15 protein-coding genes are annotated in these 15517 nt (G+C 28.3%); 3 read left to right on the top strand and 12 right to left on the bottom strand.

Annotated features, from left to right (window positions below; genetic code table 11):
• Window positions 1-12: 12 nt before the first annotated feature.
• Window positions 13-1539 carry a 4-alpha-glucanotransferase gene (gene malQ, locus HNP68_RS03465; RefSeq protein WP_183220486.1) on the bottom strand — a complete coding sequence of 509 codons (1527 nt, stop codon included), beginning with the start codon at window positions 1537-1539 and terminating at the stop codon, window positions 13-15.
• A 140-nt stretch (window positions 1540-1679) separates the two neighbouring features.
• Here malQ and HNP68_RS03460 point away from each other — a divergent pair, with 140 nt between their 5' ends.
• The gene (locus tag HNP68_RS03460; protein ID WP_183220484.1) at window positions 1680-2849 is read left to right on the top strand and encodes an OmpA family protein; all 1170 of its coding nucleotides are present in this window, start codon (window positions 1680-1682) and stop codon (window positions 2847-2849) included.
• Between the two features lie 11 nt (window positions 2850-2860).
• Here the strand turns inward: HNP68_RS03460 and HNP68_RS03455 are convergent, their stop codons facing one another.
• Complete coding sequence (locus HNP68_RS03455; RefSeq protein ID WP_183220482.1) at window positions 2861-3238, bottom strand: TraR/DksA family transcriptional regulator; 378 nt, start codon at window positions 3236-3238, stop codon at window positions 2861-2863.
• A 163-nt stretch (window positions 3239-3401) separates the two neighbouring features.
• Between HNP68_RS03455 and infA the strand changes: the two genes are divergently transcribed.
• Entirely contained in the window at window positions 3402-3623 is a 222-nt protein-coding gene (gene infA / locus HNP68_RS03450; protein ID WP_002556767.1) for a translation initiation factor IF-1, read from the top strand.
• 49 nt (window positions 3624-3672) lie between these two features.
• Here the strand turns inward: infA and HNP68_RS03445 are convergent, their stop codons facing one another.
• From HNP68_RS03445 to mnmE, 10 genes are read right to left on the bottom strand one after another with little or no spacing between them, the layout of a single operon-like run.
• On the bottom strand, window positions 3673-5679 hold the full coding sequence (locus tag HNP68_RS03445; RefSeq protein WP_183220816.1) for an SH3 domain-containing protein: 2007 nt from the start codon (window positions 5677-5679) through the stop codon (window positions 3673-3675).
• The gene (locus tag HNP68_RS03440) at window positions 5673-6260 is read right to left on the bottom strand and encodes a tetratricopeptide repeat protein (protein ID WP_183220480.1); all 588 of its coding nucleotides are present in this window, start codon (window positions 6258-6260) and stop codon (window positions 5673-5675) included. The genes HNP68_RS03445 and HNP68_RS03440 overlap by 7 nt, the downstream gene beginning before the upstream one ends.
• Window positions 6242-7228 (bottom strand): VWA domain-containing protein, encoded by a 987-nt coding sequence (locus HNP68_RS03435; protein WP_183220478.1) that lies wholly within the window; start codon window positions 7226-7228, stop codon window positions 6242-6244. The genes HNP68_RS03440 and HNP68_RS03435 overlap by 19 nt, the downstream gene beginning before the upstream one ends.
• A complete protein-coding gene (locus HNP68_RS03430) occupies window positions 7225-8226 on the bottom strand; it encodes a vWA domain-containing protein (protein WP_183220476.1) in 1002 nt (333 codons plus the stop codon). Before HNP68_RS03430 ends, HNP68_RS03435 begins: the two co-directional genes overlap by 4 nt.
• Window positions 8213-9112, bottom strand: coding sequence for a hypothetical protein (locus HNP68_RS03425; protein WP_183220474.1), 900 nt, complete (start codon window positions 9110-9112; stop codon window positions 8213-8215). The genes HNP68_RS03430 and HNP68_RS03425 overlap by 14 nt, the downstream gene beginning before the upstream one ends.
• A 3-nt stretch (window positions 9113-9115) precedes the next feature.
• Complete coding sequence (locus HNP68_RS03420; RefSeq protein ID WP_183220472.1) at window positions 9116-9991, bottom strand: DUF58 domain-containing protein; 876 nt, start codon at window positions 9989-9991, stop codon at window positions 9116-9118.
• 14 nt (window positions 9992-10005) lie between these two features.
• The gene (locus HNP68_RS03415; protein WP_183220469.1) at window positions 10006-10998 is read right to left on the bottom strand and encodes an AAA family ATPase; all 993 of its coding nucleotides are present in this window, start codon (window positions 10996-10998) and stop codon (window positions 10006-10008) included.
• A gap of 56 nt (window positions 10999-11054) precedes the next feature.
• Window positions 11055-11681, bottom strand: coding sequence for a 16S rRNA (guanine(527)-N(7))-methyltransferase RsmG (rsmG, locus tag HNP68_RS03410; protein ID WP_183220467.1), 627 nt, complete (start codon window positions 11679-11681; stop codon window positions 11055-11057).
• Window positions 11678-13543, bottom strand: coding sequence for a tRNA uridine-5-carboxymethylaminomethyl(34) synthesis enzyme MnmG (gene mnmG, locus HNP68_RS03405; protein WP_183220465.1), 1866 nt, complete (start codon window positions 13541-13543; stop codon window positions 11678-11680). Before mnmG ends, rsmG begins: the two co-directional genes overlap by 4 nt.
• A gap of 2 nt (window positions 13544-13545) precedes the next feature.
• Entirely contained in the window at window positions 13546-14940 is a 1395-nt protein-coding gene (gene mnmE / locus HNP68_RS03400) for a tRNA uridine-5-carboxymethylaminomethyl(34) synthesis GTPase MnmE (RefSeq protein WP_183220463.1), read from the bottom strand.
• Between the two features lie 82 nt (window positions 14941-15022).
• Between mnmE and HNP68_RS03395 the strand changes: the two genes are divergently transcribed.
• Window positions 15023-15517, top strand: a complete 495-nt coding sequence (locus HNP68_RS03395) for a flagellar protein FlbF (protein WP_183220461.1) — start codon at window positions 15023-15025, stop codon at window positions 15515-15517.

Below are 15517 nucleotides of genomic sequence, written 5' to 3'. Positions count from 1 at the left end.
CTCTTAAAAATCTTAAGCTCTTCCATAAAGCCTTGTAATAAAACTTATATTTTTACTCAAAGTAGTATCTAAATCACTTTCTAATAGTCTAAAAATCCAACTATCTAAAGTGCTTTTTATGGGTTTTTTCCTAAATTCATCTTTTCCTCCTAAATTAATATAATCTTGCATGGGTACTATTACATTGTCAGCAACACTACTCATAACACTTCTTATCATGTCCCAAACAACAAAATCTTCATTTGTATTTAAATAATCAAAAATATACTTTTTATGCAAATCATCTAAAGAGTCAACAAATTCTCGTATTGTATCATTCTCATTAATTCCTGTGTAAACTATACAATTTTTAATATAATTATGGGGAAGATTTTGATTGTCCGAATCAAAATCAAAGGCAAACTTCATTATTCTCATTCCTGGAAAATTAAAAAAATCTCTTAGTCTTGAAACATCTTCAAGATCGTCTTCAAAATCTTCAACCCAAATTTTTAAATCTTTAATTTCACTTAAAATAAAATTAAAAAAATCTCGTCCCGGTGACTTTACCCACAATCCATTAAAAGCATAAACCTCACCAACACCAACTTCCCAAGTAGAAACAAAGCCTCTGAAATGATCAATTTTAATTACATCTACATACTTTCTTAAAATCCCAATCCTTTTTACCCACCATTCATACTTAACTTTCTTTAAAACATTCCAACTATAAGCTGGATTATCCCAAGCTTGCTCTTGTTCTAAAAAATAATCTGGAGAAATTCCTGCAACCTTATCTTTGCTTGCATCAAATCTTAATTTAAAATATTCTTGATGTGCCCAAACATCAGCAGAATCATACGCTATAAAAAGAGGTACGTTCATAACTAGCTCAATTCCCTTATCATTTGCATATCGTTTTAAAGCTTGAAACTGTGAAAAAAAGAAATACTGCAACACCTCTTGTACTTTAATATCTTTCGAAAGAATATTTCTCAATTTAAATAGATCTTTTTCATTTCTTTTAAGAATTCCTCTGTCAAAAAGAACATTAAAAGCACTCTTTGATTCTTTTAAAAAATATTCTTTAAATGCAACAAAACTTGCAAAATCTAAAAGCCAATAGGAAGACTTTTTTTTAAATTTTTCAAAGCTTCTAACCTCATCAACCGAAGCTCTATTAATAAAATTTAAAGCAGCTTCCTTGAGAAATTTATCTTTAAAGCTTAATTTTTTTAAATCAGAATATCTAGTTTCATTTTCCTTTAAAAGATTCAAATCCGAATCTATAAATTTATCAAGAGCTTCTAAATCAATATAATAAACATTGCCAGCAAAAGCCGAAAAAATTGAATAAGGGGGAGATCTTGTAAAATCAATAGGAGCATAAGCAAACATTTGCCAATAACTTTGCGAAGACGCAAACAAAAAATCTATAAATTTATAAGCCCCCCTACCCAAATCTCCAATGCCATATTTAGATGGCAATGAACTTATATTAAGCAAAATACCGCTTTTTCTTTTTAAGTTTAAATTAATCCTTATTTTTTTATTTTTCATATAAAACCTCTATTAATTAATAATTTAAATAAATGCTAGCTGTGCTATAAATTATAATCAATATCAGATAATAACAAAATATAAAATAGAAATTTTAAGAAAAATTTATAAATTAAATAATTTTATGATAGAATCTATTAATGGATAACAAAGCAGCTATAATACTGTTGCTATTATTTTTAGTTCAAAACTTAGCTTTGTCTTCTGAAATATTTGAATTCAAATACATTAAGGGTGCAAAGTTTAGATTAGAAGGTACAGATAATCAAGAAATACATTTCAACGGTCATCATAATTCAAACTCTACAACTAATATTCAAATTTCAAGCGAAATAAAAGACACACAAGAAAACTTTGCAAATATTAAAGCTTTTTTTAGAATCCTAAAAAGAGAAAATATTAATGAGCCTTACCTATTAGATGAAGAATTTGAAGAAACCTTCAGCGTAAATAAGCAAGGGGAATATATAATAGGAGCAAATCAAAAAAGGCCTTCTGTTAGAGGCATTCCAAGATTTCCAAAAACACCCATCAAAATAAATGAAAAATGGACATATCCAGCAGAAGAATATATAGAAGCGTCAAAAATAGATGGAAGTATAAAAGATTTCGTTGTAAAATTTAATGTTAACTACGAATATAAAGGAAAAGAAGAGCATAATGGCAAACATTACCACATAATTCTCTCAAATTATGAATCACAATACAATATAAAAAACATCTCTTTCCATCAAAAAGTAAACCAAAAAATTTATTTTGATAATGAAATTGGCAATACATATAAATACAATGACGAATATACATTTGAAATAACACAGAATAACAACCAACATTTTAAAATGATTGGTAACTCTTTTGGAAGAGTAATTTCAATTGAACTTCCAAATGATAATTTCATTGAAACTGAAGTTGAAAATTACCTTCAAGAAAAAAAAATCAAATCTATTAACGTTGAAAAAAATAATAAGGGAATTAATTTAAGCTTTGATATTGAATTTTATCCTGATTCATTTCAAATACTGCAAAAAGAATATAAAAAACTTGACACTATAGCTAAGCTTCTTGAAAAATTTAAAAAAAACAATCTTCTAATAGAAGGACATACTGAACAGTTTGGATTGGAAGAAGAGATGCACGAACTCTCTGAAAAAAGAGCTCGTGCAATTGGAAATTATTTGATAAAAATGAAAGTAAAAAACAAAGACCAAATACTATTTAAAGGATGGGGCTCTAAAAAACCAAAATATCCTAAATCGTCCCCATTAAAGGCTAAAAATAGACGAGTAGAAATTACAATATTAAATAACTAGTTTAAGATGTATCATCTTTTGCTCTTTTTTTCTTTTTTTGTCTGACAACTAATACATAAAAAAGCATAAGGAATTGCCAAAAGTCTTTCTCTAGCAATCTCTTTTTCACAAGCCAAGCACTTACCATAAGAATTTTGAGAAATTCTATAAAGAGCTTGATTTATTAAATTCAACTTTTTCTTTTCAACAAAACCTAATGCCTCAAGATTATTTCCGTCCATATTATCAAAAGCGATATCAACAACATCCTTTGGATACATATCATTATTAATTATTTCCTTTTTGCTATTTTCTACAGACTTAATAGAATCCAATATCTCTTTTTTTTCAGCTGAAAGAAATTTTTTTATCTCTTCAATAAACTCATATTCAGAACTAGCTTTTTGCATGATACCTCCATAAATTACATTTTTAAAAAACTCCGTGTAATTATATACACAATTTTTTATAATGTAAACAAAAATAATCCTTTTATTTCTTAAAAAGAATAATTGAAATGATATGTTTAATCATGTAAAATTTATCCTATTAGAGAAAAATGTGGAGGTTGTCTTGAACATTAAAGAAGAAGCTATTGAAACTGAAGGAATTGTAAAAGAATCTCTTCCAAATACCATGTTTAGAGTAGAACTTAAAAACAAGCACATTGTGCTTGCCCATCTATCTGGCAAAATGCGAAAACATTTTATAAAAATAGTTCCTGGCGATAAAGTAAAAGTTGAACTATCTCCTTATGATCTTACAAAAGGTAGAATAGTGTACAGAGAAAAATAAAATTAAACCATTTTAAAAAAATTTTAAAATATTGTAAATATTTATTTTTTTAGATCAAATTATCTTTCAAAGACACAACAAAGTTCTTATGAATCCAACCTTGAAGTCCGTAACTTGTTTCAATAAGAACAAAATCGTCTTTGCTGTCAAGAATATAAACACTCGCATTCCCCTTTAAAAATCTCCAGCTCCTTGAAAAGTTGTCAGGAACTTTATAAAGCGAGACTAAATCACCTTTAATTATTCCTATCTCAGATTGTTGCTCAGAATAAAAATAATATGTTTCAAATATAGTAAAGCAAACAGCAGAAAAAAGTAAGAATATAATTATTTTTTTTAAATTTTTTGCTAAAAATCTATAAAAAATAGATACCACTAAAAAATTTATCAAAAATAAACTAATAATAAAAAATATATTAGAAAAAATAAAACTATTGTTACGAATACTGTCTGTAACTCCATTTTTAGCTTCAATCAAATCAATAACTTTATAGGGAGCTTCATTATTTGGAGAAGCCGAAAATGCTTTATAAGCTGAATAAATAGCATCAAAATCTCTATCCATTTTACTCAAAACAAGGGCTCTGTTTAACCAAAGTCCTGAATAATTTGGATATTTTTTAAGAATATTATCAATCTTAATAAGTGCAGCATCATAATTTTTAGTATTATAATTTTCAATTAAATCATTTATATTTTTTTCTGACAATAGACCATCATTTACAGCATTTAAACTAACGCCAACAGCCAATATTAAAATAACTAAACCAAAACTTGATGCTGCAAAAAATTTTTTATAGCTAATTAAAATAGCTAAAGATAATAAAAATCCTGGAATCAAAAGTAAATAATAGTATGAAACAAAAAATAAAAAAGTTTTATTTTTGTAATTCAAAATATCAGCATAAGATAACAGTTTAAAATCAGCATCCACATTATTCTGCATTTTGTTTATGCTATTAAACTCTCCTGAATATTCATACTTCAATTTCTTTCCTTTAAGGGTATAAACTGCTCCATCAGCAGGATCTAAATAATTAAAATCACCAATATTTAAAAATACACTACCTTTAGTGCCGGGCCTAACTGTATAAATTTGAGAAATACTGCCCTTGTAACCACTTTCAGAAGGTTTAAAACTATAATTTTTCTTTTTATTAAGAATCTTAGAATTATAAGTTTCAATCTCTGGAAAGTAAAAATGAGGAAAATTCCCTTGACCTGTAATTTTTATTAAAATAGTAAACATATCTTGCTCAATTGTAGAATAAGTTGGAGTTTCGTAATCAATTCTAAAAGTTCCCACCGCTAAAGATTTAACCTCTTTGGGAATCGGTTTAACTTTTAATAAAAGCTCAGGGGTTTTCCGAACAAGACCAGAATCAATATTAAAAGAAAAACTCGGAATCAAAACATTCTTGGAGTCTTTAAGAGGAGTTAGTATAAAGTTATAAAAAGGTACATCTAAAATTTCTTTATTATTAAAAGTTCTATATTTAATATCCCCAAATATAGGCATCTTTTCAATCATTGCATCCTTAATAGCAGGCAAAAATCCAGACATTTCATTAGAATTGCCATCTAAAAGCCAATTTGAACGCAAAACAAGCCCAATACTTTGATATTCATAAACCTCTTTTTTATCAAGATCCCAATATAAATTAACCGGCAAACCAAAAGAATTTATTTCATCAACCCTTAGAACACTAACTTCGACCTCTGAAGATAAATAGAAATCGCCTTTATAAATTACTTTTAATGGAGGAATCTTAATAAATCCTAGATCCTCAAAAAGATATTCAACTTTAATCTCAACAAAAGAAAAGTTATTATTATCTGCTATTTTAGATATTGATAAAACATTAGAATTGGATTGAACTTCTTTATTGATTTCAACTTTTAGTAAATTTATATCAATATCTTGCAAAGGATTGTTAAGCCTTATAATCTGAATAAATTTGTCACCCTTTAAAACTTTAATATTTTGAACAAAATCAATACCCGTAAGAGAATAAAGTTTTACAATTGAAAAAAAACAAATAAATGATATTACCAATCTTCTTTTGGAACAACTAGGCTCTCGTCTATTTTTCTCAACCATACAATCCTCTCAAGATTTTCAATATACCTTAAAAAATTTTCATTGCTTTCAACAAAATTTTTACTTTTTTCTACACTTAAAGAATTCAAACTATCACGCACTGTCCGTTTTTTTATTATTGCAAGTTCAAGATTATATTTAGCATTATAACTGCCAGGATTAATTTTTAAAGCCTCCTTAAAAGCTATTTCAGCCTTATGATAAAGCCCTTGATTATAGTATATTATCCCCTCGTTATAATTGATACTAAAATTTAAAAAAATATCATTGGTTTTCTTTGCATAAGAGAATATTCTAAGAGAACTTTCATACTCTCCCAAAGAGTAGTACACAATACCAAGATTATAATACCCCCAAGCAGAATATTTTTTGTCCTCCACAAGATTGTAATAATTTGAAATTGCATTTTGATAATTTCCTCTAACATATTCATAATTACCAATGGCCATTAAAGACATGGATTTAACATTTGAACAAGACAAAAAAATCAAACACAAAAAGCAAGCATATAAAACCACTAAAAAGTTTCGTCCCACTTTATCATCCTGACAAATAAATACATAAAAATAAACAACAACGAAATAACCAAAAAAATTTTATACCTTGATACATCAACTAGTATAATATCATTTGACGTTCTTCTTATTATACCATTTCTTATATCATTGACAACAAAGTTAATCCCTTTCGAATACAAGTTATAATATGATCCTTTAAGAGAAGAGGCAAGAAGAAGTAAATTTTCTTCATTTATCACAGTTTTAACAAGATTTCCATTTTCATCTTTAACATTTGAGTTATTATCAGATAAAACGGGATTACTCCCTCCAATACCAACAATAAAACTTTCCAACTTCAAATTACTGACAAATTTAGAAAACCTATAATAATTATTCTCTCCCCAATCATCACCATCTGTTAAAACAACCAAAAAATTATAATAAGAGTTGTCCTGCATATTAGAGACTATACTAAAAACAGCATCTCCTAAAAAACTTCCAGGAGAGCTTATTAAATCAGGCTCTATATAATTTAATATCTTGTTTAAACTGTTTTTATCCTTAGAAAAAGGCAAAACCAATATGGGCTTGCCTTTAAAAATAGTAAGAGAATATTCTGCACCCTCAAAATTGCTTAAAATTAAGCTAATCATATTTTTAGCACTCTCAAGCCTATTAATAATTTTACCTTCATCCACACTTAACATGCTACGAGAAATATCAAAAATAAAAGAAATTCTCAATTTACTTCTCTCATCCTCAATAGCTCTTTGTCCCCAAGAAATATCCAAAATGGATAAAATTAGGAAAATTAAGCTAAAAATAAAAAACATTATCATGAGAAATTTTTTAATATAATAATTTTGAATATAAGAATTATCTCCATACATAAAACTTAAGGTCTTAAAAAACGGAATATTTCGCCTAAAGTTAAGCACACACACAAAAAAAACCCATATTAAAATTAAAAAAAAGTATAAAGCGCTATAATTATTTATACTCATAGTATCTCTTTTAAAAAAATTTTTGAAAAAATAAAATAAATAAGCAATAAACAAAATGCCAAAACTAAAAATTCTTTATAAATATTTTTATTATCCACGGCTATTTTAATTTTTCTTTCCAAGCTCTCTTTTTTTGAGAAATCTTGAATTGCAAATTGAAAAGAAAAATCATCATTAACAGAATAAAAAAGTCCTCCTGTTTTATTTGAAATCTCAACAAGCATGCTAGGATCATAAACCTCTTTCAAACTTCCTTGATAAAATTTTCCAGATCTTAATTTAAACTCAACACTAAATTCTTCAAAACTTCCAATACCAATAGAATAAATCTTAACATTTAAACCTTGAGCAAGATTAATTACTTGATCTTTATAAATTTCATCTGAATTAACAACCCCATCTGTTAAAACTATTATTGATCTTTTAGGAGCTTCAGAATGCTTTAAATGAGACAACGCAATAGAAATACCCAATCCTAAAGCAGACCCATTGCCTAAATCCATAATATAAATATCATCTAACTTTTTATTAAAAAAATCTCTATCTGTTGTTATAGGCACTACGATTGAAGCATCTTTTGCAAAAGCCACCAAACCAATGTTATCATTTTCACGTTGAGAAATAAAACGTTTAATCAATTCTTTTGAAAATTCAAGTCTATTCTTAGAAGAAAACTCAACAGCCCCCATACTAGGCGATATGTCAAGAACAATGACAATGTCGGCACCAGCACTAAGATGTATCATCTTCTTTTTTGAAACCGAGGGACCTGCTAAAGCAAAAACCATAATCATTGCAGCTAAATACAAAAAAGAATAAGTAAAAAAATACATCAAATTTAACTTATAATCCTTAAGCTTTAAAGAGTTAAAGTTACCATAAAGCGATATTGGAAACTTTATCTTGCCTCCTCTATTTTTAAAAAAATGATTAAAATAAATTATTAAAGGAAAAATCACTAATAAAAACAAATACAAGGGTTCATTAAATGTTAACATTAGCACCTCTATTAAATTCTTCAAAATTCGATGCTGCGATTTTTAAATCCTCTAAAACAAACGGTAAACTATCAAATGCCAAATCAACACCACTAAATTTACTAAAATCAGAAAGCCTTAATGTATTAATAAAAGTTGAACGAATCTCGTAAGGAACTTTAAGATCTTGCAAAATTATAGAGATTTCTGTTGTAGTAATTGCATTAAAGTCGAAACCTGTTTTTTTAGATAAATAAACCCTTAAAGAAGAATTTATTAAATTATAAAATGCACTTTGATCTCTACCTTCTTTAGCATATTTAGATAAAATATTAAACTGTCTTTGCAATACTTTATAAGGCTTTCTAAGTCCATGTTTAATTATCAAGTAAATTAAAAGTCGATTTAAAAGCTTTAAAAGCTTCATAATCAAATAAGGAATCATAAACAAAACAAGAATAAACAAAAACAAATAAGTACTTGTTCCAGGAATAAATAAAACGCCTTCTATACTTTTAATTTTAAAATCCGAATTATTAGATACTAGCTTATCTGTATTTATTTTTATATTCTCTAGAACAACTTTATTTTTTTTGCCATTACTAATTACATCTCCGATATAAATAGGCGGAAGAGAACTACTTCCAATATAAAAAGAAACAAAATTAACTATTATTTCATTTGTTACATTATTAAAGCTAATCGAATTTACTTCAACGAATTCATCTTTAATCTCTTTAAAATCTACAGGAAAAAATTCCTCACCATCATTTAAAATTAATGAAACTTTAAAATCAACAGAATCACCGACATAATAACGAGTTGGCATAAATATTTCATTCTTTATTTCATAAGAATGTAAAAATAAGGTTGAAAAAAGAAAAAAATTTGAAATAATTCTCTTCAAGATCTATGATCCCTTTTTAAGAAGAATTTTAAGTTTTTTAAAAACATCTTCTTTAGTATCAATCTCAATAAAACTAATATTTTTTTTAATACACTCTTTTTTCCACTTTATTTTATCAAGCGTCCAATAGTTTTTATAACCACTTAATGTCAACTTGCTAAAACCTGAAACTAAAAAATTTTCTCCAGTTTCAACATCTTCGCAAATCAAAGTTCCAATTTTAGGAAAATTTTCATCAAAAAAATCTGTAATTTTTATAGCAACAACATTATGTCTTTTACTTAGAACATTTAAAGATTTAAAATAATCATTCGCCTTAAAATCAGAAATGATTATAACCAAGGATCTTTTTTTATAATATTCTGCTGTATTTTTAAAAATATAAGCCAAGCTGCTACCCGGCTTAAGGTTTCTATTAATCGTTTCACTTAATATCAGCCCTAAGTGCGAATGACCTTTGCTAGAGGGTATGAATTTATCTGTTCCACTTGAAAAAAAAGTAACGCCTATTTTATCATTATTAAAGAATGCCATGTGCGCAAAAATAGAAACCAACAAATCCTGGATATCTTTTTTATTAATCTTACCTCCCAAACTCATGGAAAGTGAATTATCAACAAGAAGATGAAGATTCATTCCTCTATCTTCTTTGAAAACCTTTGAAAAAATACTATCAGCCTTTGAACTCACATTCCAATCAATAAATCTAGCATCATCAGAATCCTCATAAGGTCTAAATTCGTGAAATTCAAGACCAAGTCCTTTAAAAATTGAACGATAACCACCAAAATTAAGTTCTGAAAGCATTTTCCTTGAAAAAAACTTTAAAGCTTTGATTTTAGTTTTAGTACTACTACTTATTCCGTCATCTTGCATCATTTAAAAATTATTTCCTAAGGAAGCGCCACAGCAGAAAGAAGCATTCTAATAATATCATCAATATTCATTTCCTCTACCTCTGCCTCATAAGAGGGTGTAATTCTGTGCCTTAGCACACTGTAAGCTACAGCTTTGACATCTTCTGGTAAAACAAATATTCGCCCCTCATAAAGAGCATTAACACGAGCACACTTTAATAAACTAAGAGAAGCCCTAGGAGATGCACCAAATTCAATATATTTAGCAAACGGATAAGTTTTCTTATCTCTTTCGCGAGATGCAGAGATTAAAGTAACAATATAAAGCATTATTTTGTCATCAACTTTTACTCTACCAACCGTTCTTTTAATATCAGCCAACGAATATGCATTCATAACCTTTGCAACTTTAATATTTTCAAGACGCCCGTCTACAGAAAATATTTTCAAAAGTCTTACTTCATCCTGCACTGATGGATAATGAACATTAACTTTTAATAAAAATCTATCAAGTTGAGATTCTGGCAAATTATAAGTCCCCTCTTGCTCTATTGGATTTTGAGTAGCAAGAACAAAAAATGGATCTGGAAGCCTATGGGTTTCGTCTCCAAGAGTTACCTGTCTTTCTCCCATAGCCTCAAGAAGAGCGGACTGAACTTTTGCAGGAGCTCTATTGATTTCGTCTGCTAAAATAACATTTGAAAATACTGGCCCTTTTCTAACCTTAAAAGTTCCTGTAGCACTTTTATAAACCATATTACCCGTAAGATCAGAAGGTAAAAGATCTGGAGTAAACTGTATGCGTTTAAACTCAAGATCAAGAACATCAGATACGGTTTGAATTGCAAGAGTCTTGGCAAGACCTGGAACCCCTTCAAGTAAAACATGACCCTCTGTTAAAAGCCCCATTAAAATAGCATCTATCATCTCTTTTTGACCAAGAATCCTGCTTGAAACCTCTCTTCTAAATTTATTTATCAAATGCAATGCATTCTCCACTTCTGAATCTATCTGAAAACTACTCTTCATAATACTCCTAGCCAAAATCACTCTAAAATATAAATTAAACCTAAAAGGTACTAATATTATTTGTAAAGCAAAACCAAATTTCTGTCTACGCTTAATTTTGAATTTAAAGACTTTACTTCTATTTTGCTAAACAAATCTTTAATTTGACCAACTTCAAGGTTAATTTTATCAAATTTACCTTTATATGCCATAATTAAGCCTTCATCCTTTAAAATATTTTTTAAAACTAAAGCATATTCATTCATACTTCTAAAAGCCCGAATTGTAATAAATTCATGCTTCTTTTTTTCTCTTTCAACCTCATATTCTAAAATTTTTACATTTTCTAAATCAAGTTCTAATTTTATCATTTTCAAAAAAGTAGATTTTTTTTTACTTCTTTCTAAAAGATAATATTTTCTAGAAGTGTCAAAAATAGCCAAAACAATACCTGGAAATCCAGCGCCACTTCCAACATCAAGAACTTCAGAAGGATTAATCTCTTTAATAGTAGACAATCCTAAAAGAGAATCCATAACATGTAGATTAAGAATAGCATTGAAATTACTATTGCTATTTGAAATTAAATTAAATCTAGTATTTAAAAGTAAAATTCTTTTTATATATAAATTTATCTTTTGAAGATCTTTGTAAGCAAACTGAAAATTACAATCCGACAAAGCAAATTCAATATCACTTATCATACAGAAAAATTTAAAACTACCTTATTTTTAGGATTTGAAAAGTATATAAACAAAACAGTAATATCCGTATTTCTTATCCCAGGAATTCGACTTGCTTGAGCAAGAGTAGCTGGTTGCACTTTAGAAAATTTCTCTCTAGCTTCTTTTGAAAGACCTTCAATGATTTCATAATTAAAATCAAATGGAAGCTTAACAAGTTCTAAATTATGAAGCTTTTTGATCAAATCTTTTTGTCTATTAATATAACCTTCATATTTAACATCTAATTCAACTTGCTCTAAAACTACTTTTGAATCGCTTAAACTTGGATCAATCTTTATCAAATTATCTAAACTAACAGAAGGATCTTTTAAAATATGATAAAAATCTTTACTAACATGTTTTTTTAATTGTTCATTGAAAACATCTTTTAAACTAAGACGCCTTTGCTTTAAAAGCTCCTTTATCTCTTCAACTCTCCTTTTCTTTAAAATATATCTTGAATATCTCTCCTCATCAACAAGTCCAAGATCATATCCAATCTTAATCAAACGCTTATCACTAGTATCGTGCCTTAAATTAAGTCTGTGCTCAGCCCTAGAAGTAAACATTCTATAAGGCTCTTTAGTTCCTTTGGTAACAAGATCGTCAATAAGAACTCCAATGTAAGAACTAGTTCTTGTTAAAATCATTGGCTTTTTATTTTGAAGTCTAAGAGCAGCATTAATTCCAGCCATTAGCCCTTGAGCTGCTGCTTCTTCATATCCCGAAGAGCCATTGGTCTGACCTGCTATAAAAAGCCCTTTAACTCTTTTGCTCTCAAGATTTGGATAAAGTTCAATTGGGTTTATATAATCATACTCAACAGCATAACCAGGCCTTGTAATAACAGCATTCTCAAGTCCTTCAATACTGTTAATCAATTTTTGCTGAATATTTTCAGGCAAAGATGAGCTAAGACCATTAAGATACATTTCTTCCGTATTAAATCCTTCAGGTTCAATAAAAATTTGATGCCTATCTTTATCTTTAAACTTTACTATCTTATCCTCAATAGAAGGACAATATCTTGGGCCATTACCCACAATCTCACCAGAATAAAGAGGTGACAAGTGCATATTCTCACTAATTATTTCGTGAGTTCTTTTATTCGTATAGGTCACATAACATGAAAGTTGAGATTTATCTAACTTGTCATTTGAAAAAGAGAAGGGAATAATATCTGAATCTCCAAATTGAACCTCAGTCTTTGAAAAGTCCACACTTTTTTTATGAATTCTTGCTGGAGTACCAGTTTTAAGCCTACCCATTTCAAATCCAAGATCAAGCAAAGTTTTATCAAGTCCATAAGCAGAAAATTCAGCAAGCCTACCCATATTAGCTCTATACTCACCAATAAATATTTTACCTCGAAGGAATGTACCTGTTGTAAGCACCACAACGCTTGCTCTAAACTTATTGCCTCTCTCTGTAACAACACCTTTAATTTCATTTCTCATGGAATTAAGAAGAAAATCAACAACCGTATCTTGAAAAAGATCAAGATTGTCTTGACGCTCCAAAGTTTCTTTGGCCTTGGTTTGGTACATTAATTTATCAGCTTGAGCACGTGGAGCTTGAACTGCAGGACCACGACTTTTGTTTAAAACTCTAAATTGAATCATACTAAAGTCAATAATACGACCCATTTCACCGCCAAGAGCATCAATTTCTCTAACCATATTACCCTTAGCAAGTCCCCCAATAGCAGGATTGCAAGAAAGCTTACCAATTGTATCTAAATTTTGAGTAATCATTAAGGTTTTAAAATTTAACCTTGCAAGAGCAAGAGCAGCTTCAATCCCAGCATGTCCTCCTCCAACAACAATTGCTTCAAAATCCATATTTATTTCCCCAAACAAAAATTCTTAAACATATTGCTAAGGACATCTTCACTACTAACTTCTCCTGTTATTTCCCCTAAACAGTTAATAATCTCATAAGCGTCAAACGCTAACATATCATAACTTACTTGGCGATCAATTTTACCCAACAAGTCTAAAATCAAGGAATAAGCCTTTTCTAAAATTTGAATCTGGCGTCCTGATGATATTATTATATCATCAAGACCTATCTCTAATCTCTCATAAGAGATTAACGCCTTTATTTTGTCATAAAGAATATCTATTCCTTCTAAATTTTTAGTACTAATCATTATCAAATTTGAAGAATTTAAGATACTCGAGCGAACAAACTCCTCAGTAGATTTATTTATTTTTAAATCTATTTTATTTAAAACGAATAATATTTTATTATTAGCTTTATTTAAATCAATAAATGAAATATCGTCTCTTGTTAAATTTGAATTAACATCGATAACATAAATTACTAAAGATGCTTCTTTTATTAAAGAATTACTTTTATCAATTCCCAATCTCTCAACAAAATTGTCAGCATCTCTAAGTCCCGCTGTATCAAAAAGATTAAATAAAATACCATCAAGTTCAAAATTTGCTTCAATATAATCTCTTGTAGTACCAGGATATGAAGAGACAATTGATCTATCTTTTTTGAGAAATAAATTAAATAACGAAGATTTTCCAGCATTAACAGAACCTGCTAAAACCAAAGTAACACCATTATCAATTTTTTCATAAATTTTATAAGAATTAATTAACTTTATAAGCTCAGCTTTACTATTCAAAATCAAATCAAAAGGAATGTTAATCTCATAGTCATCAACCTCATAATCAAGGTAAACACTGACAGCTGAGAGAAAATTTAAAATATTTTTTTTTATTGTATCTATTTTAACAAACAAAGCTCCAGAAAGCTTATTAACTGCCAGAGAATAAGTTTTATTGGTTTTGGCAAAAATAATCTCATTAATTGCTTCTGCCTTTGTAAGATCAATTTTTTTAGCAAGAAATGCACGTAAAGTAAATTCACCAGGCTCAGCCATCCTAAACCCACTTTTTAAAAACAAATCTATAATCTTTTTAATCCCAATCACAGAACCATGGGCCATAACTTCAACAGCATCTTGCCCTGTAAAGCTCTTTGGTGCTCGATACAAACACACAACAACTTCATCTACCTTGCAATTATTCTCACGATCTAATATATAACCATAATGAATTGTATTCCCGGAGGCCGAACTAAGAGCTGAATGATTTGAAAAAATTTTAGAAAATTTAGAAATAGAAGAAGCACCGCTACTACGAATCACACATAAAGCGCTACTTAAAAAAGGAGTTGCAAGAGCTACAATATCATCATCTCTCTCAAAAAGCTTACTCATACCTTAATGTATTATAACACAATAAAAAAACAAAGTTGATTTGTAAATATATTTACAATGACTTATAATTAATTTTATCAAAATGAAAGCAAAACTTGAAGTTGAATTAAAAGAAATTTTAAAAAAAGAACTTCTCTTGGTAGAAGAAATATATAGGTCATACTTAAAAATAAAAGAAAATATCGACAATAAAAATGAAATGAAGCTTGAAGAGATTGTAAATAAAACAAAAATATCACTTGAAAGTTTTAAAGAAATTGAAAGCAAAAGAGACGAAATTTGGAAAAAATTTACCAAAAATGAAAACTTTAAGTCAACTTACGAAGCTATAGAAAAATTGACTACAGTTTGCAAAAAAGAAATATACGATTATCTACATAAATTGAAAATTGGAATACTTAATATCAAAAATTTAAACTGCATAATACAAAACTATGTAAACACATCCCTTGATATGCTATCAATAATATTTCAAGATATCCAAGAAAGCGTAGAAAATGTAACTTATAAAAACCCTTACGGGCCAAAAATTGGACGCTCAAACGAAGCTTCCGTTTTAATAAATAAAAAACTTTAA

It is taken from the genome of Borreliella yangtzensis (genome assembly GCF_014201775.1).
Classification (GTDB): Bacteria; Spirochaetota; Spirochaetia; order Borreliales; family Borreliaceae; genus Borreliella; species Borreliella yangtzensis.
This window is presented reverse-complemented; position numbering and strand designations above follow the sequence as displayed.